Raw genomic sequence first — 20514 nt, 5'->3', positions numbered from 1 at the left:
CAACAATGGCCAGTGAACCAATAATATAGCCGCGTATCAATGACTGGTGGCTGATGCCGGATCACGGCGAATACGGATATTCAGCTCATGCAGCTGCTGTTGGTCAACAGGGCTGGGAGCCTGGGTCAGCTGACAGGCTGCGGACTGGGTTTTCGGGAAGGCGATAACTTCACGGATATTGTCAGTACCACACAGCAGCATCACCAGTCGATCCAGACCAAAGGCCAGACCAGCATGGGGCGGCGCGCCGAACTTGAGGGCATCCAGCAGGAAGCCGAACTTCTCACGCTGCTCGTCTTCTTCGATTTTCAGGGTGCGGAACACCGCCTGCTGCATATCTTCCTGGTGGATACGCACAGAGCCACCACCCACTTCATAGCCGTTGATCACCATATCGTAGGCACGGGACAGAGCCGTTTCCGGGCTGGAAGCCAGCTCTTCCGGTGTGCAGGTAGGCGCAGTGAACGGGTGATGCAGCGCGGTCAGACCACCCTGGCTGTTCTCTTCAAACATCGGGAAGTCCACAACCCAAAGTGGAGCCCACTCACGGGTATAAAGGTTCAGGTCTTCACCCAACTTACAGCGCAGAGCGCCCAGGGCATCATTCACAATGTTATTGCTGTCGGCACCGAAGAAGACGATATCCCCGTTCTTGGCTTCCAGGCGGTCCATAATATTCATGGCCACGTCTTCGCCCAGGAACTTCAGGATGGGAGACTGCAGACCTTCAACACCATTTTCCAGAGCGTTGACCTTCACCCAGGCCAGACCTTTGGCGCCGTAGTTGCCAACATACTTGCCGTAGTCATCAATCTGCTTACGGGTCAGCTTCTCAGCACCACCGGGCAGTTTCAGAGCAGCAACACGACCTTTCGGATCGTTGGCGGGACCTTTGAAGACCTTAAAATCAACATTGGCTACCAGGTCTTCAATATCGGTCAGCTCCAGTGGAATACGCAGGTCCGGCTTATCGGAACCGTACAGACGCATAGCTTCGGCATAGGCCATATGGGGGAACTCACCCAGGTCAACACTCAGCAGTTCACCGAACATCTTTTTGACCATATCTTCCGTGGTACCCATTACCTGCTCTTCGCTCATAAACGAAGTTTCAATATCGATCTGGGTAAATTCAGGCTGACGCTCGGCCCGCAGGTCTTCATCACGGAAGCATTTAACAATCTGGTAGTAACGGTCAAAACCAGACACCATCAGCAGCTGCTTGAACAACTGGGGGGACTGGGGCAGCGCGTAGAATGCACCCTGATGAACACGACTGGGCACAAGGTAATCCCGGGCACCTTCCGGCGTGGCGCGGGTGAGGACCGGGGTTTCAATATCCAGGAAGCCTTTGTCTTCCAGGTAATTGCGCACCAGGCGGGTGGCCTTGCTGCGCATAATCAGCTTTTCCTGCATCTCCGGACGACGAAGATCCATGTAACGATAACGCAGGCGTACATCTTCACCCACATCGGTGTAACCGTCCAGCTGGAACGGAGGTGTCTGGGCAGCATTGAGGATCTCCACCTCTTTACCCAGCACTTCAATTTCGCCAGTACGCATATTGGGATTGATAGTGCCTTCCGGACGAGGGCGTACACGACCGGTGATTTTCAGAACATATTCGCTGCGGGCTTTATCAGCCAGAGCAAAGGCTTCTGCCGTATCCGGGTCAATCACCACCTGGGCAATGCCTTCCCGGTCCCGCAGGTCCAGGAAAATCACTCCACCGTGGTCCCGGCGGCGATGCACCCAGCCGCATAACGTCACTGTTTCGCCGTTCAGTCTCGCATCTAGGTCGCCGCAATAATGGCTGCGCATGGTTACCTCTAACTCTTTTATGAAAGGCTTTATATGAAAAGCTCAGTTAAAAGCTGATTTTAAAAACTGGCATATCTACCGGCACGGAACTCCCGTGCCGAAGCTGCTTATCAGTCGCTGGTTGCCGTTCAAACGGAACAATGGTGCAGAAATCTGTTTTTCAACTCCGGCTGACCGCGCGCGGGGCAGTCCGTCAGAGGAGCATCGCTGAATTTCTGAATAGCCTCATGGGAGGCTTCACAACTTTGACATAGATACTCGTCTACAGGCATAAATTCGATGCCAGCAAAAACCCGTTATTACAAATGACCGGGTATTATATCCCAAGCCGACCGCAATCCGTTATCACTGATTTGCACAAATCCCGACCATTGTCTATTTCATAGCCGACCTGAATCAATAACACCGGAGTGAAAAACAATGCCAGATACCGGATTGCCGCAAAAACTGACCACTTTATCCCTTTTCCTTGGATTGGGAGTCGGGCTGATAATGCCCCTTTCAGCCCAAGCTTATCAGCAGGAAGCAACAGCCAGGTCGCCTGTCGGCAATGATAATAATCTGTTCAGCCAGATGATACATGACAGCACCCTCGACCTCGGCCTGCGCAACTTCTACTTCAATCGGGATTTTAAAAAGAAGCGTTTTACCGATAGCACGCCGCCTGTTCGCGAACCCGGAACAGTGGAAAGCTGGGCCCAGGGCTTTCGCCTGGATTTCAGCTCCGGCTATTTTGCCGATGTTATTGGCCTGAATGCCTCCTGGTACGGTGCCCTTAAACTTGTGGGCGATGAAGAGAAGTTTGGCTCCGGTGCCCTGCGCCATAAAACACCAAGGGATAAACACGGCCATCTTATGGCCAAACAGGAAGGTTATGGCAAGCTCGGTCAGGGTTACCTGAAAGCCCGCTTTGGCGACCACGATATCAACGGCCATATGAAAGCCGGAAGAATGTTTGTGGACACGCCTCTCCTGAACGACAGCGACTCCCGTACAACCCCTTCCAGCACCCAGGGTATTCTGGCTAAAGCCAATATTTACAATGTCGGCCTGTACGGACTGTTCTCAGACAAAGCCTCCGCAAAAACAGAAACCGGCTACCACTCTTATCAAAACAACCGTGGTCAAACCTGGGATATTGGCATTCTGGGAGCCTCACTGGAGCTCGCAGGGCTAAAAGTTCATATTGCCACAGGCGAGGCCAAGGACTATTTGCGCCAGGATTACCTGAACAGCTCCTATACACTGGATCTGGGATCGGATACCAGCCTGCTTCTGGATGGCTATATCCAGAAAAGCAAGAGTGACGGAAAAAAATACGGAAGCAAAGCAGGCGACACAACAAACAGCAAGCTCTGGAACCTCGCTGCCCAGTTAACCATTGAAAACTTTGCCATTCTCGCCTCATTTCAGGGGGTTATTGGCGATAAATACGACTACTGCTGGGATGACTGCAAACATGATGACAACGGTCTTCTAACCTGGAATGCTGTACAGTATCTGGATTTTAACAAAAAAAATGAGAAGTCATGGCAGGGCAGAGTTGATTACAGTTTTGGCAGCTGGGGGCTTCCCGGACTCAGCGTAATGGCCCGCTATATCACGGGGGAATTCAAGGATGGCAAAACAGTCAAAGAGTGGGAACGTGATACCGACCTGCGCTACGACTTTAAAGCGGGAGCCCTGTCCGGTCTCGCAATCACCTGGAGAAACGCGACAGTGCGCAGCTTCAACAAAGGTGATTCCATCAATGAGAACCGGTTAATTGTGGACTACGCCATCCCTTTGATTTAACACTAAAAAAGTGCCTGAATTAAGTGCATATCAAGCAGCACGAGCACTCAATTCAGGCATTCCTTCCAGAAAATCCCCATATGAATCAACAGATAACACAAGAAACCTCGTTTGATCACACATTCTTTACGTGTCGTATACTATTTTGTTGCATTTTGCAGACAACTATTAAACAATAATCCGGCTAAAAAAATTATGCGCGATTGCCCGGGGAGGCATAAGGCTGCTTATTCAATAATATTGAATAGCGACCGGTTGTTTGCGGCAATTGCCATAACAGCAAAACACAACACACCCATGGAGCTGGTGAACACAATGAAGATGATGACCAAAAGCGCCCTGAGCGTTGCTATCGTAGCCGCAATGGCTGCGACGTCCGCACAGGCGGAGCAGTTTATTGATGACAGCAAGCTGAATATTGAACTGCGTAATTACTACAAAGCCGACAGCGACAAGACAGGCACACAAAAAACTCAAAAAGACAGCGCCTGGGTACAGGCCTTCCGTGTAAATTTTGAATCCGGCTACTTCGCCGACATTGTAGGTTTTGACCTGAGCACTCAATATGCTCTTAAGCTGACCGAAAGTCGCGGCAGCAACAAAAACAGCGACACTGGACTGCTAGAGCAAACCAGTAAAGTTTATGATGCTAATGGAAACTTAATTCACTCAAAAGGCTCAAGCTACGGCAAAACCTTTGGTGCCATCAAATTCAACCTGATGGGCAACGGTGTAGCCAAATATGGCCGCATGCTGATTGACACTCCTCTGCTGAACGAATCTGATTCCCGGTCACTGCCCAGCACCACCGAAGGTCTGTATGCGGATTACACCTTCTCCGGTGTTACTGTTTTTGGTGCCTACGCCAAAAAAGGCAACAACCGGAACCAGTCTAGCTATGAGGACTACGAAGTTAATGGCAAAAAGCGCGCCGTTAAAACCGTTGGTGCCAGCTATGAAATAGATGGATTGAAGGTTGGCGCAGCCTATGCCAAGCAGAATGATTATGCCAAAGTCTTCTACGTAGACGGCTCCTATTCTTTCCCGATTACTGATGCAACCGACCTGAAGCTCGGTGCCCAGTATGGAAAAAACAAAGCTACCGGTTATACAAGCAAAGACATTAAGAGTGACAACGAAAAAGACAGCCTCTCATGGTATGGCCTGATGGCTGAAGCCAGCGTTTCCGCCCTGACTGCCAGCATCAGCTACAACAATATCGGTGGTGGCACCAACAGCGGCTGGGACAGCGCAGGCGCAGGCTGGAAAGGCGGCGAAGACAACACTAACTTTAATGGCTACAACTCCGTTCAAATCAGCGACTTCAATACTCCTGAAGAAAAGTCAATTATGTACAAGGTTGCCTACGACTTCTCTGAAATGGTTGAAGGTCTGAGCGCCAAAGCTCTGTACGTTGACGGCAAGATTGACGTAAAAACCGGCAAAGACACCGACACCAGCGAATACAACTTCCGCGTTGATTACGCTGTGCCTGAGCTGGACGGCCTGAAAGTTACCTTACGTCACGCAAAATACAAGGCTGACGCAGAAGGTAAAAACAATGACATCGTTAAGAAAGACACCCGCGTGATCGTTACTTATGATCTGGCTGTATTCTAAGCAAGCTTCAATTACCAACTGAAGCTCAAAATAACCGCCCCTCCGGGCGGTTATTTTTTGCCTGTAGCAAACACCATCAGACAATAACCAAACCCTTGGAAAGAGCCCAACCTAAAAGAGGAAAGAAATAAAATCAGGAAAAAGAAAGAAGAGGCGGGAAAAATTATCCCCGGGAACCGTCCGCACTCAATACACAGACAGCCACCCCGGGAATCATTGTTTAGCTTGCGGCAAAATCCTTAAGCTTTTTCAGAGGACGTACCCGCACCTGAATAGAAGCGGGCTTGGCCGCCACATCCATAAGCTCACCGGGACGGAACGGATTAGGCACGCCTTTTTTGGCTTTCTGGGCAGGCTTTTTCTTGGTTACGATTTTCAGAAGACCGGGAATGGTGAATTCACCACAGCCACGCTTTTTAATATGTCGCTCAATCAGCACTGTAAGCTCTTCAAGCACATTGCTGACATCCTTGCGGGCTAAATCCGTATTTTCGGCAATCTCTGTAAGAATCTGGCTCTTTGTATATTTATCTTTGATTGCTGCTGCCATGTGTTGTCTCCGGGCATGTCATCCTAACAATTTGAATCCTGCTCTTTTGTGAACAGCGCGCCTTTCCGTCAGATCAGTATCTGCGCATTCCCGACTTCTCAACCACCAAGTACTTGTGCATACCAGACAGCTGCTCCCAGCCACCTATAGCATCAATTCCATTGACACCTTTCATTTATGCACTTGCACCGCTTATTACTTTATCCAACCAGTCCGACCGTATTTGGTCGACCAACTCACTTCCCTCCTTCCGCTTTAAAGCATCCGGATCAGGCGTACACAAAATTTTACAGACGTTTTGCCACTGCCATTTAATACCCGACCTATAGCAGGGCTTAAATACAGCTATTCTCAATAAAAGCGGCTGGAAACCATTTCCTGTGCTACTTTCATTCTGGCCAGGGGCCTGCAGGTGCTTTACCTCAAGAGCTTTACCTGCAACGGAAGAATATTAACAGTCACGAAACCAATATAAACCAGTGTTTTTTTTCTTGCGAGCGTTTTTAGCCTGTTTTTACCGAATAAAATGGTTTTTTCTAACGCCAGACCCATTTTCCGGGCAGAAACGGGATTGAGTGATGACTGTTAATCGAGTTAAATTATCCTTGAGGTCCTTTATATCTTCGACAACATCAACACAACACCAACAATAGCTATGACACTCACGGACAGGACATGCATCTCACAACCATAAAATACCTTCAATTATTAACAGGGTTTATCCTGACAGGTCTGTTCTTGGCAGCCCCGGCTCTGATTCCGGCGCTTTACCCTGATGTTACCCCGGTAACACCAGCGACAGACTTCTTTACCACCCAGCCTGACCTGCTGATTCTTCTGGTCATGGCAACAGCCAACCTGCTATCCGGCTGTTACACCTCATGGTTTCCCGGAAGTCGCCGCCCCCTGCAGGTTATCGCTGCTTTGTTAATTCTTGCGGCAGGCCTACTCAGCGCAGCCAGCGTTTTTGGCCGCCTGTCAGTTAACCCCGCCACAGCTGATATCCCCCTGATAACAGTCTCGCTGCTTCTGGCTGGCCTGGTCGCGCATATGCTCAGCAACCTGCATCACCTGAATCCCGCTTTCCGAGATACTGCCAGCAATGATTCCAGCAACAGCGCGGATGGCAGAGAGGGCGGCACAGTGAAATGGTTTAATGTCTCAAAAGGTTTCGGGTTTATTACCCGGGATTCCGGCGAGGACATTTTTGTGCACTATCGTGCAATTCGCGGTGAAGGCCACCGAGTGCTGAATGAAGGCCAGAGGGTGGACTTTCTGGTAGCCGAGAAAGAGAAAGGTCTTCAGGCCGAAGATGTAGTCTCCACACCCCGCTGATTTCTGCACAGTAATGCACCTCCAGAATTTAGTCTGGGTACGGCAAACATAGTCACAAGCAGTGCCCTGAAAGAGAAACCAGGGCACTACACTTGACACGAATGTTCAAGTATCAGTAGTGGGGGGGAGGGGCTTCCTCCCCCTGACTTTCCAGATGACTGGCTATCAGCAACTGCACCTGCTGCTTCAAAATATCAACCTCTCTTCGCAGAGCATCAATCTCGCCCTGCTGACGAGTGACAACATCATTAAGCTGTTGAACACTGTCATCCTGGTAACTTAGCTGGGTTTGCAGTTCAAGCAGTTCGTCATTCATCCCTCTGCTCCTGTTCACTTCAATTAAGATGAAAGGCCCATGCCATCAACCGGGGCGAGCCAGGTAGTAAACACGGTGGACAGACGTCCGGCAACCTCTTCCAGTTCAGAATCCGTATAGGGCACCGGGGATCCGTTACCCCACACAGGGCCGGGCCAGGCAAAATCACCATCCCGACGCACGACAATATGCACATGCAACTGCCGGACAATATTTCCCAGGGCCGCCACGTTCATCTTGTCGGCCACAAACACATCTTTCAGCTTTTCCACCACATAGGAGGACTCTTTCAGCAGCCTTCCCTGATCATCCTCAGTCAACTGGTAAATCTCCTCCACACCGGGAACTCTGGGTACGAGAATAAACCAGGGATAGCGGGAGTCATTCATCAACAACATACGGCAGAGGGGGAAGTCCCCCAGTACCAGACAGTCATTCACCAGGCGCTGATCGAGTGTAAAGTCGGTCATCAAAGCTGATTCCTAATTCAAAATGGCGGCCACTAGTATGTCCGCAACAGACAATGAGGCAATGATAGTCACTCAACCCATAAGGCAAGAATCAAAAATACCAACCACAAAAAAAGGGCACCGTTTCAGCCGGCACCCTTTTTGAGAATAACGAAAGCTCTGTTTATTACAGAGAGTCAGCGTTATCCGCCAGGTAAGCAGCCACACCCTCAGGGTTAGCGTTCATACCCTTATCACCCTTGCTCCAGCCAGCAGGGCACACTTCACCGTGCTCTTCGTGGAATTGCAGGGCATCAACCAGACGCAGCAACTCGTCCATGTTACGGCCCAGGGGCAGGTCGTTAACGATCTGGGAGCGAACAACACCGTTCTTGTCGATCAGGAAAGCACCACGAAAGGCTACGCCGCCTTCAGATTCAACGTCGTACGCCTTGGTAATGTCGTGACGCATGTCGGCAGCCAGAGTGTACTTAACCTGGCCAATACCACCCTTGTCTACGGGAGTGTTACGCCATGCGTTGTGGGTGAAGTGAGAGTCGATGGAAACACCGATAACCTCAACACCCTTCTCCTTGAACTGATCCATGCGGTGGTCCAGGGCGATCAGCTCCGAAGGACATACGAAAGTGAAGTCCAGGGGGTAGAAGAACACCAAGCCATACTTACCCTTGATGGACTCAGCCAGGTTGAATTCATCAACGATGGAGCCATCAGCCAGAACGGCGGGAACAGTAAAGTCAGGGGCTTGCTTGCCTACGAGGACAGCCATTATCTATCTCCGATTATGGGATTAACAAAGAAAGATTCGCTCCACAATACCGCTTCGTAAAACTCAACCGGAAAGCGCTGGGAACAGAACCGGTGCAAAACCCCAACATGATACACATACAGCATCGGTACGCCCATAGCAAGCAAGCATATTTACTGAATATTTTTCACATTTTCCCATACTGTCCACACTCCCTGCGAACCCTGAAAAACAAACAGAGGTTTCCTTGTTACAGAGATATAAAAAAGACCGGAAAAACCGGCCTTTTTCTGGTACATAATAAGAAAATCAGGCTTCAACCTCACCACTGGCACTGGCGGCTTTCACCATCTTCTGCAGCTCACCCTGTTCATACAGGTCAGCCAGAATATCACTGCCGCCCACCAGCTCACCATTAATCCAGAGCTGAGGAAAAGTGGGCCAGTTAGCGTACTTGGGCAGGTTTGCACGGATGTCGGGATGGGCCAGAATATCCACATAGGCAAATTTCTCGCCGCAGGCCGCCAGAACCTGGACAGCACGGGAAGAGAACCCGCACTGAGGCATCCGGGGAGACCCCTTCATAAACAACAGGATTGGATTATTCTCTATCTGCTGCTTGATTTGTTCCATAACTTCTTCAGACATCACTCCACCTCATCCCGGATTATCTTGCCCCGGAGCTGCTCCGGGGCTGAATTACGGCTGAATACCGCTTAACCCGGCCGAGTATACATGACCGGACCGATGACAGAAATCCTGATGACCACAGGGATATAGCCACTTTAAAGTACCAAAGTGAGTTTTTCCTTCTACACTCAACCGCATTTCTCAGGATCTTATAAGCAGACTCTGTCGGGGGGACCAGTCGGTAGAGCATGAGTATTTACAAACAACAACGCCAAAACCTTATTGCACGTGTATGCCCCTTTGCCTTCCGTCTCTGGCTGGCGGTCTTTGCCTGCCTGAATCTTACAGGCGCTTTAGCCGAAGACACAGTGGAGTCCAGCTGGCCATCCAGCCACCAAGGGGCCAACGTTCAAGAAAATTACCGGGAGCAATACTCCGACCATTATCGTGCCGCAGGGTTTCTCAAACAGTGGCAGAAACAACTTCATTACACCGATGAAATACCCAGCCCCTCTCAGGAAAAGCTGTTCCGCAAACTGGCGGTGCTGGATCCAGTTACCGGTATAATTGTGCCGGTCATCGGTAGCATACAGGTTGGGCAAAAAGAGTTTGGCTACCAGACTCGGAATTCCAGGCTCCCCGTACCCCGCAACATCCTGAAAGAAATAGAATCCCAATGTCCTCATGGCTCTTCCTGGCTTTATGCGCTAACCGACAGCAAAAATAAAGTTATGCAGTTTCTTGCCCCCGTTGGTACGCCCCTGGAAGAACTTCCTGGCGTTGTTACATCCCCCCAAACACCCTACCTGCTCCTGTCATCCCTATCCCTGACGCCACCCAAAAACCGGGAGTTCCTGGGATTGATTGACATGACAGAAAAGAATCCAACGGTGGTCAAGCTGACAGGCAAAATACTAAGAAAAGCAAATGTTTTCCATATTCCCCAAGAAGTTATCCAACCCATTCTCAAGCTCCCGGAACAACAAAGAGACAAACTCGCTCTGGTCACCGGTGCCAGCAATGGTTACAGCTACCAGCTCTCCCGGTTGCTTATCCCTGTTAATGGGATTGTGAACCACTCAAGCTTTGTATCCAAACAGAATACCCTGGCCTTTTCTGCCACATGGCCACCTCGCCAGCTCAATAAGGCTGATATGGCAGAGGAACAACACCCCACGCAACCGGATATTACCTCCCAGCATCCCCCCTCCACACTGAAAGACTTTCTGACATCCGTACCAGAACAACAGACACACACCCTTGATCTGGTTCTTGAACTGGAAACAGAATCACAGGGAAAGGTCTATCACCGGCTTGCAGGGCTCCCCCTGCCTGAAAAGTACAATCTCAAAAAAGAACTTGAGGAAGGCATAGCCTTCAGTATTCAACAACTGATGATGCTGTCAACATCCCCGCTTCTGTACAAAAGCAGCAGTCTTCATGTATTGGAGCATGTAACTGAAAGCACCGGCTCAAAGTGCAAGCTGGCAACCCGCGTCTATACCCACAGTCTGAAAACCGCATCCCTGCGCCAGTTGTTAAAAAAACAACTACTGAAAGATTCCCCCGACTCCCCCAGAAACATAGAAAAAATGCTGAGCAGGCCATTAGATATTGCTGCCAATGAAACCATGCAAACCAGCAATATCAGGCTGTCCATACCGGTGAATGATTTTGCCCGTCCCATCAATTCCGTCAGCGAGACAACCCGATTTATTCCCTCACGGGGTATAGATGTCACCCCTGAACAGGAAACCAGGTACCCGGCCAGCTTAAAAGTCACAGCTGCTTCTGATGCACAACCCAAACAAATCACGGCCCAGGTCAATAAAGAGGTGGCAATACAGCAGGAAAAGGACCGGGAGCTGATCAAAGAGATAGCTCCCGCAACGTCTCCCTTAGCAGAGCGGGCTATCACCAGTGGTCAACCCCTGGGTGTAAAAATAAAGAACCAAGATAACAAGCACTTTGCCTCCATGGCTGAACTGCTAAAGCAGAAAGAACAGGAAGCGGCGGCCCGGAATATTGGAAGACGGGCCAGGCAGACAAGACCCGCACCCGAAGGTGGTGGCGGAGGAGGTGCTGGCAGAAGTGGAGACCCCAGTTACGGCGGTAGCGGAGATATTGCGGCCGTCACATCCGGTGCCAGCAACGTCAATATCGAAGGTGGCGCTGCACTCTACCAGGACGTACATCCGGCCGAGCAGGCCTTTAACTGGCTTAAATCCCATGCCTGGCAGATGCCAGTTCAATTAGCGGTATCAGCCATTCTGCTGAAAAATCTCGCGGATATTTACCTGAACTGGACCAAACTGCCCGGCCCCCGGGAGATTCTTATTCGCAAAGCCTCCAAAAATCTTGGGAACACTGCGCCACCATTCCACCTTGAAGCCCTTGAACAACTTGTACGGGGCACGCCGGATGATCTGCTGCCTTTCTGGGGTGCCCACACCCTGGCCCAATGGGTGAGGAATGCATCTGACCACTGGTGTGGCCGCCACCTGTGCAACGCCCGCCATATTCCTGATGTATTCCTGCACAACATTCTGGCTCCGGTATCCGGTCATCCGAAGCGATTGAAAGAAGAGATTCGCCTGCGCATAAACGCTGAACACATCACCTCGGATGAAGCCTGGCAGCAAGCTGTCCGTCTGCGTCGTGACGGCCTGCCCGCCAGTCTCGACTTCGACCCTGTCAGTGGCCAGGAATGGATGGCCGAGCTGAACGACCAGGGGCTGTTGCTTATGGCCCACAGCCAGAACCAGCTGGAACAGATTCCAGTCAAGGTTATGCGTTACAGCTTCCTGGAAACCAAAAACACAACGCCTGCCCACAAACGCTACCGGGAAATTCATGGTCAGGCTCCCGTGATTGATGTCACCAACCAGTATCGGCCAATCATTCCCTACCCCATGGAACAGCAGCGTTACGGTGTCTATACCTGTGCGACTCTTAACGGTTCACGGTGGCGCGCAATCGATTTCAGCGGCGAAGAACCGGCTCTTTACGGCGTACCCGCTATCATTGGCTATGCCCATAAAGCCGTTGATGGCTGGTGTGTCGACAATACCATGGATAAGTGGTTGGCCATGATTATGGCTGACGGTTCCGTAATCGCGCTCAACCCGGCAAAGGAACGCCACCACCCCGTTCACCTGACTCTGAGCGATATCTTTACCAACTCTGACAAAGCTCTGCTCACAAGTGCCACATGCCAGGTGCAGTACTGGAATAACCGCCGCTGGACCAGTGTCAGTAGCAAAGATGTCAGCCCCGGCCTGATCGAAACCAGGCTTCCCGGTAACGCCTTTTACCGGATCAGGTGTAATGGTGAGATATCCACTTTCACCTTGGGAGAAGAACTGAATGTTCTTGATATCTGGAGCTGGCCAAAATCCCGTACAGAAGCCCTGATACAGGCCCAGACCCGCGGATAAATAATCCGAACCGGTCTGTGGCCCCCTTCCCTGTTGCCAAGTATTGGTTACCATCGCTAATATGCCTTGTGTGCGGCCTTAACAACAACCGTACAACACCCGCTATCCATACAACAAAGATCAGAGCAGGATAATGAGCGATAACCTGATGACGACCTATAACCGTTTGCCCGTTTCTTTCTCCCATGGAAAAGGCGTATGGCTGGAAGACAGCCGCGGACGACGTTATCTGGATGCCCTGTCAGGTATCGCGGTCTGCGGTCTCGGACATGCACACCCGAATATCACCCGGGCCATCACCGAACAGAGCAGGAAACTTCTTCATACCTCCAATGTGTATAACATTGATACCCAGACCCGCCTGTCGGAACGACTGACCAGCCTTACAGGCATGGAAAAAGCTTTTTTCTGCAATTCAGGCGCGGAAGCCAATGAGTGTGCCATCAAAATTGCCCGCCGGGTGGCCCACCAGCGCAATATCACCAATCCAGGCATAATCGTGATGGAAGGGTCTTTCCATGGCCGCACCCTCGCCACCCTGACTGCAACCGCTAATGCTGCAGCTAAAATCGGCTTTGGCCCTCTTGTGGAAGGTTTTCATCGGGTGCCGTTTAACGACACTGATGCAGTCAAAAACCTTTCAGGCAATAGTGATATTGTCGCCGTACTGGTCGAGCCGGTTCAGGGGGAAGGCGGCATCCGTATACCCGATCATGGCTACCTGAAAGCCCTGAGAGAAATCTGCGACACCAATAACTGGCTGCTGATGCTGGATGAAATCCAGACAGGCGTGGGGCGTACCGGCCACTGGTACGCCTTTCAGGGGGAAGATATACATCCGGATGTAGTCACTACCGCCAAGGGACTGGGGAACGGTGTACCTATCGGTGCCTGCCTGGCCCGGGGTGAAGCGGCTTCTGCGCTGGTACCCGGCTCCCACGGTACAACCTTTGGCGGGAACCCCCTGTGCTGTGCCACAGCTCTTGCGGTTCTGGACACCATTGAACAGGACAAGCTGCTGGACAACACAGTCGCCACCGGGCAATACCTGCTGGACCTGTTTAACGAAGGTCTGAAAGACCTTACTGGTGTCATCAGCATTCGTGGCACAGGGCTGCTTCTCGCTGTGGAGCTGAACCGCCCCTGTGGAGAGCTGGTACAGCAGGCCCTGGACGCCGGTCTATTGATTAATGTGACCGCTGGCAATACCATCCGACTATTACCACCCCTCATTATCACTCGGGAAGAAGCGGCCGATGTTGCCAGGCGTTTGGTACCTCTGGTGCGCGATTTCCTGAACCAAAGCTGATTTTAAAACTGAGTCCTATGGGAAATCCGCCACTTCTTGACGTCCGTCATATCTCCTGCGCCTACGGCGATGAGACTGTTGTTGAAGACGTCTCTTTTCAGATTCACTCCGGAGAACACATCTGCCTGCTTGGCCCCAGCGGTTGTGGAAAAACCACAATTTTGCGGGCTATTGCCGGTTTTGAATCCCTGGCCCAGGGCACCATTGCTCTGGCCGGCACCCAGCTGTCCCAGCCCGGAGACAGCCTGCCTCCGGAACGCCGCCAGCTGGGCATGGTGTTTCAGGATTATGCCTTGTTTCCCCACCTGAGCGTGGCGGACAACATTGCCTTTGGCCTTCGTACCAAAAACAGGAAACGGGTCGCAGATATGCTGGACCTGACCGGACTGACGACACTGGCAGAACGTATGCCCCAGGAGCTGTCCGGGGGACAGCAACAGCGTGTAGCCCTGGCCCGGGCTCTGGCCCCGGAACCCCGACTGCTTCTGCTGGATGAACCCTTTTCCAACCTGGACACCAGCCTGCGCCAGAGCCTGAACCATGAAGTACGGGAACTATTGCAGCAGGCCGGAATCAGTGCCCTTCTGGTAACTCACGACCAAGATGAAGCCTTTGCTTTTGCTGACACCATTGGCTTGATGAACCAGGGCAAACTTGCCCAGTGGTCGGAACCCAGGGAACTTTACCGTAATCCTGCTACCCCATTTGTCGCACAATTTATTGGGGAAGGATGCCTGCTGAAAGCCAGAACAGATCAGCAGGGGCTACTGGAGACAGCCGCCGGGATATTCTCTCCCGCAAGTCCACAGACAATGTCCGAACAGATAGTTCTGGTGCGGCCTGACCAGGTGACCCATAACCCTTCATCCCCTGTCCAGGGCAAGGTTATACAGACATATTTTCGAGGACAGCGCACCCTGCTGCGCCTCCAGCTTTCCTCTCTCGAAGAGGTTTTGATGGAAGTGCCTGACACAGCCCTCACGCCACAGGTTGACACTCTGGTGGGCATCCAGGCCACTGCCCAGCCCGTCCGCGTTTTCCCCGATTATTAGCAGAGCCAGGAATGGCAAAAGAGCCGGCCATAGACCGGCCATAGAAAATCAGGTAGAGGTTTAACTGTGTTTCCGGGCCTGTCGGTATAACGGCTGCACCTTGGGCAAATAATGTCTCAGTCCACTGATACGGGTACTGGTGGCCGGGTGGGTACTCATAAATTCTGCCGGACGTTTTCCACCCTGGACTGACATTTTCTCCCAAAGGGTAATCGCCGCATCGGGGTTGTAACCCGCCCGGGCCATCAGCTCCAGGCCGATAATATCCGCTTCGGCTTCCTTTTCCCGGCTGTTAGGCAGGGTCATGGCATAGTGCACAACGGTATTGGCCAGATCCATGGTCTGCCTGCTGGCTCCCAGTACAGAACCGGCCAAGCTGCTCCCGAGCTGCATCATATACGCCTCCGACATAGCCTCCCGGCCATGCTCCCGTAATGCGTGGGCAATCTCATGACCCATAACCGCGGCAATTTCATCATCGGTCAGCTGCAAGCGATCCACTATTCCTGTGTAAAATACAATGCGTCCACCGGGCAGGCAGCTGGCATTCAGGGCCTTGTCTTCAATCAAAACCACCTGCCAGGGCCAATTGCTGGCATCCCGGCGAAAAACTCCCACCTGCGCCGTCAGCCGATTGGCCACGGTCTGCAAACGCTTAAGAGTATCTCCCTGGGTAAGAAGCCGTTTCTGCTTGCGGGCTTTCTCCTGAATCTGCTGGTAGGACTGCCGGGACATTTCATCCACCTGCTGCTCCGGCAGCAGGGCAAACATCCACTGCTCCCGGGCAACGCCCACATTGCCGCCACGGGTTGTATTCACTGTCTGGCACCCGGCAAGAACCAGAATAAAAAAAACACTTGCCAGCCAACGCCGGCTTCGCCTGCCCATAACCACTCCCACAGATATTCCTGAATTATTTTTGAAAACGTTTTTATAAGTGTGTCAGAACATCAGAGGCTGTTCACACCCCCGCATTTGGAACAGAATGGTAAAAATATGGTCAAAAAACAGCAACATCATCATTTTGCAACACCGTTGCTACAATCATATCCACACATTAGCGGTACTTTTATTCCAGAACAGCCAGAAGTGCAACCAGGTAGGCATGCAGTCACAGAATTACGATCTTGTTATTATCGGGGGCGGTATCAATGGTACCGGCATTGCCCGGGACGCCGCCGGCCGGGGGCTGAAGATACTTCTGTGCGAACAGTCTGACCTGGCGTCAGCCACCTCCTCCGCCAGCAGCAAACTGATTCACGGCGGCCTGCGCTACCTGGAGCACTATGAATTCCGCCTGGTACGGGAAGCCCTGAAAGAGCGGGAAGTACTGCTCTCTATTGCCCCGCACCTGGTCAAACCCCTGCGCTTTCGTCTGCCTCATGCCCCCCATCTACGCCCAGCCTGGATGATTCGGGCAGGACTGTTTCTTTATGATGCCTTGGCCCATCGGGAAACCCTGCCTGCCAGCAAAAGTCTGCGGCTGAACGGGAACTCACCCCTGCAGCCAATTTTTACCAAAGCTTTTGAATACTCCGACTGCTGGACCGATGACGCACGACTGGTGATCGCCAATGCCCTCTCAGCCCGGGAACTGGGAGCGGAGATTCTGCCCCGCACCCGCTGCGAATCAGCTCACCGGAAGGCAGAAGGCTGGAATATTACCCTCTGCGACCAGAACACCCACACCAGTCGACAAATCACCGCTAAAGCTCTGGTCAATGCTTCAGGTCCCTGGGTGGCCAACTTTATCGAAAAACGCCTGCAGAGTCGGCCAGATTACGGCATACGTATGATCAAGGGCAGCCATATTGTGGTACCCGCCCTTTATACCGGAGAAGAAGCTTACATTCTGCAGAATACGGATAAACGCATTGTCTTTGTAATTCCCTGGCAGGAACGCTGGTCCATGATTGGCACTACTGATGTGGAATACCATGGGGACCCGGCTGTGGTAACGCCAAGCTCTACTGAAGTGGATTATCTGCTGGATATCACCAACCGACACTTTAATCAGCGGACCAGTCTCAATGATATTGTTTACCAGTTTGCCGGCGTCCGCCCCCTGTGTAATGACGAGTCCAGCAACCCGTCCGCCATTACCCGGGATTACACATTGACAGTATCCGAGCATAAAGAAACATTTCCCCTGCTCAATGTGTTCGGTGGCAAACTGACAACCTACCGCAAGCTGGCAGAGTCCGCACTGGCCCACCTGCAATACTGGTTCCCGAATATGAAATCCCCATGGACAGGACTGACACCTTTGCCCGGCGGGCATATCTCTTCACCGGAAACCCTGGCTAGACAACTGACAGAAGACCACCCCTGGATACCCTGGGATCTGGCCACCCGTTATGCTCATTGTTACGGGGATCAGTGCTTCCAGTTTCTAAAGGAGCATTCTTCTCTGCAGGATATGGGAGAGCACTTCGACAACGGCCTGTACGCCGCCGAAGTGGATTATCTGGTGGAACAGGAGTGGGCCAGAACTCCGGAAGATATTCTCTGGCGACGAACAAAAACAGGTCTGGACCAGTCAGATGAGGCTAACCATAGGCTGACTCTCTACCTGAAGACCCATCACAGCTCTTAGCGTCCCCGCTGGCGACGGGGCCAGATAAGGCTGAATCGGGCCCCTCCAAGGGTTTCACTCTTTCCAGCCTGAGCCTTTCCATTGTGCCAGTGCATAATACGCCGAACAATGGACAAACCCAGACCATACCCCCCTGAAGATCGTGTGCGGCTGTCGTCCAATCGGGCAAATGCAGTAAATACCCGCTCACGCTGATCTTCAGGTATACCGGGACCGTCGTCTTCCACATCCACACGGCAATTGTCGTGACCGATACCGAAACGCACCTGCACTTTGGTATTGGCATAACGACAGGCATTACTCACCAGGTTCTGAATAGCCCGGTGGATATAACGCTCTTCCACATCTATACGACGACGGGCTTCCAGAAGACTGCAGGGAACATGCTCTACCAGCACATTGCTTTTTTGCCGGCCATGCTCCTCCACAACCCGGGCTACAATGGCATCCACATCCAGACGCTGGAAGCGAATATCCGGCACACCTTCTTCAAGGCGAGCGTAGGTCAGAATCTCATCAATCAGGTGATCCAGCTCTTCAATGTCACCATCAATACCGGAGATATAACCGCTGCGTTCTTCACTGCTTCCCGCATCTTCTACCATTTCCAGGCCAAACCGAATACGGGCCACAGGTGTGCGCAATTCATGGGAAACACCGCGAATCATCTCTTTCTGTATACTGAGCAGACGCTGAATATGGCTGGCCATATTATTAAACGCAGCGGCCAGCTGGCCCACCGAATCCCCACCATGGACTTTTACCCGGGCATCCAGGTCACCACGGGCCAGACGCTTGGCCGCACGTTCCAGCTTACTGAGCCGCCGCTCCAGCCCCCGCACCAGCACATAAATGGCAATACTGATGGAGGCAAGAACAAACAAACCGATAGTGGCCAGTAACCGGAAAGGGTAAGGATCCAGCATAGCTACCGGCCCCAGGCGAAGCACCTGTCCGGTATCCGGCAAACGGCTGTAAAGGGTGAGATTCCGGCCGGTCTGGTTGAACTTCACCAGGGACTGACCGCTTTTGAGCAGTTCATGCTGACGTTGGGAAAATTGAGCTGGAACACCGGACAGCAGGGTAACAGGGTAACCAAACAGCTCCCGTCCCCTGTCTTCCAGTACCAGCTGACGCCGGGCCGGATTGACGGTCTGCAGCCAGTCACGCACCAGGGAACCAGTTCCCGTAGCCAGTTGCTCATTTAAATCATCAATGCTGCCCCGCAGCAGATTGTGCGGGTTAATGGCCGAAAAGATTTCAAAACGGTTGCTGTCACCATCCCGCACCAGTACTCGACCGGAGGCCAGCTGTTCCAGGGTCTGCCGGCCAAGCCCGCCACTGGTTTCCGGCACCACACTCAGGCTGATACCCAACTGGTTTTCCCACTGCTGGATATACGTGGCCCACTGGTTATCGGGTAACGCTTCAAGGCGCAGAGCCATCACCCGAAACGTACCCCGGGCGGTGGATTCCCGGAAATCCTGCAGCCGTACCCCGTTGATAATGGTCAGCGCAAGCCCGCACAGCACAGCGACCAACACCAGGGTAAACAGCAGTCCCCCATAAATACGCAGAAAGATACTGCTCAAAAATGCCTCTCTCGCCGGCCTTCAGCCGCAGCATTAATGCCCGGTGTTACACCGGACGCACGAACAGATAACCTTTGGAGCGCACCGTTTTAATCATGCGGGGATGCATGGGATCATCACCAATCTTGGGACGGATACGGGACACCCGGACATCAATGGAACGATCCTGACCGTCATATTCAATACCCCTCAGCTTCTCGAAAATCTCTTCGCGGCTGAGAACTCGCCCGGCATTAGAACACAGCAGCCAGAGCAGATCGAACTCTGCGCTGGTCAGTTCAATATTGGTACCCTCCAGCCAGGCTTCCCGCATGGCAGCATCTACCACCAGGCTGCCGAATTCCAGGCGGCCTTTGTCACCGCTCTCTTCCGACAGCGGTGCGCTACGGCGCAAAAGGGCCCGGATACGGGCTAGCAGCACACGGGGGCGCACTGGCTTGGCGACATAATCATCAGCGCCCATTTCCAGGCCCAGAACTTCGTCCAGGTCATCGGTACGGGCGGTCAGCATCAAAATGGGATTATGGAAATCCGTGCGTACCCGACGGCAGATGGAGACACCATCCTCACCGGGCAGCATTAAATCCAGCACCACCAGATCGGGATTCTCTTCCAGTATGCGGTCAACAGCTTTACCACCGTCCTGCTCCACGCTCACGGTAAGACCATTGTTCTCAAGATACTCTCGGGTAAGGCTGGCCAGGCGCTTGTCATCTTCAACGATAAGAATATGGCCGGAGTCTGTCTGTTCCACGGATAGGGCTTCTGCTTGCATCATGATGTGTAACCGGATTCTACCTTTGTCAAGGATATTCGCACAGACTTTCACACAGTCGTTGCAGCCTGTAACTAACGTCCCTTTGACTCCGGTCGGGGAAAATAATTCCGGATTATTTTCCCCGTCATCCCCGCCTGATGCCTTGCGACCGGCACCGCGATATATAGTGCCTGAGCCACCGGCAAATACAAAATACAGTTTCTATAAATAAATCCATCCTCATTACAAAATTCTATAAGAGGAGTAACTGCCACTTCAACCAGCCTCCTTCCTCCAAAGGAACTCGCAGGGCTGGCAGGCGAGAACAAAGTAAACACTCACATGATGTTTTTTCACCAGCTATTCTCCTCCTATAGACGTCAGCGGTTGACTTGCAATGGGGCCAGCACCGCATTATCTTGTGTGTAGAGAGAGAAGTACAACACAACATTTAGTGTTTCCGAAAGAAACACTTCCGGACCCAGTT

At 52.1% G+C, this 20514-nt stretch carries 17 protein-coding genes; 7 read left to right on the top strand and 10 right to left on the bottom strand.

Features of this window, described 5'->3' with window-relative positions; translation table 11 throughout:
• Positions 1-36 precede the first annotated feature (36 nt).
• The gene (gene aspS, locus ACY2RQ_RS04945) at positions 37-1821 is read right to left on the bottom strand and encodes an aspartate--tRNA ligase (RefSeq protein WP_490111840.1); all 1785 of its coding nucleotides are present in this window, start codon (positions 1819-1821) and stop codon (positions 37-39) included.
• 128 nt (positions 1822-1949) lie between these two features.
• Complete coding sequence (locus ACY2RQ_RS04940; RefSeq protein ID WP_490111839.1) at positions 1950-2093, bottom strand: FmdB family zinc ribbon protein; 144 nt, start codon at positions 2091-2093, stop codon at positions 1950-1952.
• Between the two features lie 148 nt (positions 2094-2241).
• Between ACY2RQ_RS04940 and ACY2RQ_RS04935 the strand changes: the two genes are divergently transcribed.
• Positions 2242-3615: an OprD family outer membrane porin gene (locus ACY2RQ_RS04935; protein ID WP_490111838.1), complete on the top strand. Its 1374-nt coding sequence runs from the start codon at positions 2242-2244 to the stop codon at positions 3613-3615.
• A 315-nt stretch (positions 3616-3930) separates the two neighbouring features.
• Positions 3931-5235, top strand: coding sequence for an OprD family outer membrane porin (locus ACY2RQ_RS04930; RefSeq protein WP_490111837.1), 1305 nt, complete (start codon positions 3931-3933; stop codon positions 5233-5235).
• Positions 5236-5455: 220 nt separating this feature from the next.
• Here the strand turns inward: ACY2RQ_RS04930 and ACY2RQ_RS04925 are convergent, their stop codons facing one another.
• Positions 5456-5785: an HU family DNA-binding protein gene (locus tag ACY2RQ_RS04925; protein WP_490111836.1), complete on the bottom strand. Its 330-nt coding sequence runs from the start codon at positions 5783-5785 to the stop codon at positions 5456-5458.
• 906 nt (positions 5786-6691) lie between these two features.
• Here ACY2RQ_RS04925 and ACY2RQ_RS04920 point away from each other — a divergent pair.
• A complete protein-coding gene (locus tag ACY2RQ_RS04920) occupies positions 6692-7120 on the top strand; it encodes a cold-shock protein (RefSeq protein WP_490111868.1) in 429 nt (142 codons plus the stop codon).
• Between the two features lie 112 nt (positions 7121-7232).
• On the opposite strand, the gene ACY2RQ_RS04915 is transcribed toward ACY2RQ_RS04920, so the two are convergent.
• The 4 genes from ACY2RQ_RS04915 to grxD form a co-directional block, all read right to left on the bottom strand.
• A complete protein-coding gene (locus tag ACY2RQ_RS04915; RefSeq protein ID WP_490111835.1) occupies positions 7233-7436 on the bottom strand; it encodes a SlyX family protein in 204 nt (67 codons plus the stop codon).
• 23 nt (positions 7437-7459) lie between these two features.
• Positions 7460-7906 carry an HIT family protein gene (locus ACY2RQ_RS04910; RefSeq protein ID WP_490111834.1) on the bottom strand — a complete coding sequence of 149 codons (447 nt, stop codon included), beginning with the start codon at positions 7904-7906 and terminating at the stop codon, positions 7460-7462.
• Positions 7907-8072: 166 nt separating this feature from the next.
• A complete protein-coding gene (locus tag ACY2RQ_RS04905; RefSeq protein WP_490111833.1) occupies positions 8073-8675 on the bottom strand; it encodes a peroxiredoxin in 603 nt (200 codons plus the stop codon).
• A gap of 288 nt (positions 8676-8963) precedes the next feature.
• Positions 8964-9302: a Grx4 family monothiol glutaredoxin gene (grxD, locus tag ACY2RQ_RS04900; RefSeq protein WP_490111832.1), complete on the bottom strand. Its 339-nt coding sequence runs from the start codon at positions 9300-9302 to the stop codon at positions 8964-8966.
• Between the two features lie 230 nt (positions 9303-9532).
• On the opposite strand from grxD, the gene ACY2RQ_RS04895 reads away from it, so the two are divergent.
• The 3 genes from ACY2RQ_RS04895 (at position 9533) to ACY2RQ_RS04885 (ending at position 15082) form a co-directional block, all read left to right on the top strand.
• Complete coding sequence (locus ACY2RQ_RS04895) at positions 9533-12721, top strand: hypothetical protein (RefSeq protein ID WP_490111831.1); 3189 nt, start codon at positions 9533-9535, stop codon at positions 12719-12721.
• Between the two features lie 133 nt (positions 12722-12854).
• Complete coding sequence (locus ACY2RQ_RS04890; RefSeq protein WP_490111830.1) at positions 12855-14030, top strand: aspartate aminotransferase family protein; 1176 nt, start codon at positions 12855-12857, stop codon at positions 14028-14030.
• Positions 14031-14047: 17 nt separating this feature from the next.
• Positions 14048-15082 carry an ABC transporter ATP-binding protein gene (locus ACY2RQ_RS04885; RefSeq protein ID WP_490111829.1) on the top strand — a complete coding sequence of 345 codons (1035 nt, stop codon included), beginning with the start codon at positions 14048-14050 and terminating at the stop codon, positions 15080-15082.
• Positions 15083-15142: 60 nt separating this feature from the next.
• Here ACY2RQ_RS04885 and ACY2RQ_RS04880 read toward each other — a convergent pair whose 3' ends face one another.
• The gene (locus ACY2RQ_RS04880) at positions 15143-15970 is read right to left on the bottom strand and encodes a M48 family metallopeptidase (RefSeq protein WP_490111828.1); all 828 of its coding nucleotides are present in this window, start codon (positions 15968-15970) and stop codon (positions 15143-15145) included.
• A 217-nt stretch (positions 15971-16187) separates the two neighbouring features.
• Here ACY2RQ_RS04880 and glpD point away from each other — a divergent pair, with 217 nt between their 5' ends.
• Positions 16188-17678: a glycerol-3-phosphate dehydrogenase gene (gene glpD, locus ACY2RQ_RS04875; RefSeq protein ID WP_490111827.1), complete on the top strand. Its 1491-nt coding sequence runs from the start codon at positions 16188-16190 to the stop codon at positions 17676-17678.
• Here the strand turns inward: glpD and ACY2RQ_RS04870 are convergent.
• Both ACY2RQ_RS04870 and ACY2RQ_RS04865 read right to left on the bottom strand, forming a co-directional pair.
• Positions 17675-19270 carry an ATP-binding protein gene (locus ACY2RQ_RS04870; RefSeq protein ID WP_490111826.1) on the bottom strand — a complete coding sequence of 532 codons (1596 nt, stop codon included), beginning with the start codon at positions 19268-19270 and terminating at the stop codon, positions 17675-17677. The genes glpD and ACY2RQ_RS04870 overlap by 4 nt on opposite strands.
• Before the next feature lie 46 nt (positions 19271-19316).
• Positions 19317-20048 (bottom strand): winged helix-turn-helix domain-containing protein, encoded by a 732-nt coding sequence (locus ACY2RQ_RS04865; RefSeq protein WP_490111825.1) that lies wholly within the window; start codon positions 20046-20048, stop codon positions 19317-19319.
• Positions 20049-20514: the final 466 nt, after the last annotated feature.

The sequence above is a fragment of the Parendozoicomonas sp. 209JJ7-1 genome (assembly GCF_058147085.1).
The sequence above is the reverse complement of the archived record's forward strand: the minus strand, read 5'-3'. Positions and strand labels throughout refer to the sequence as shown.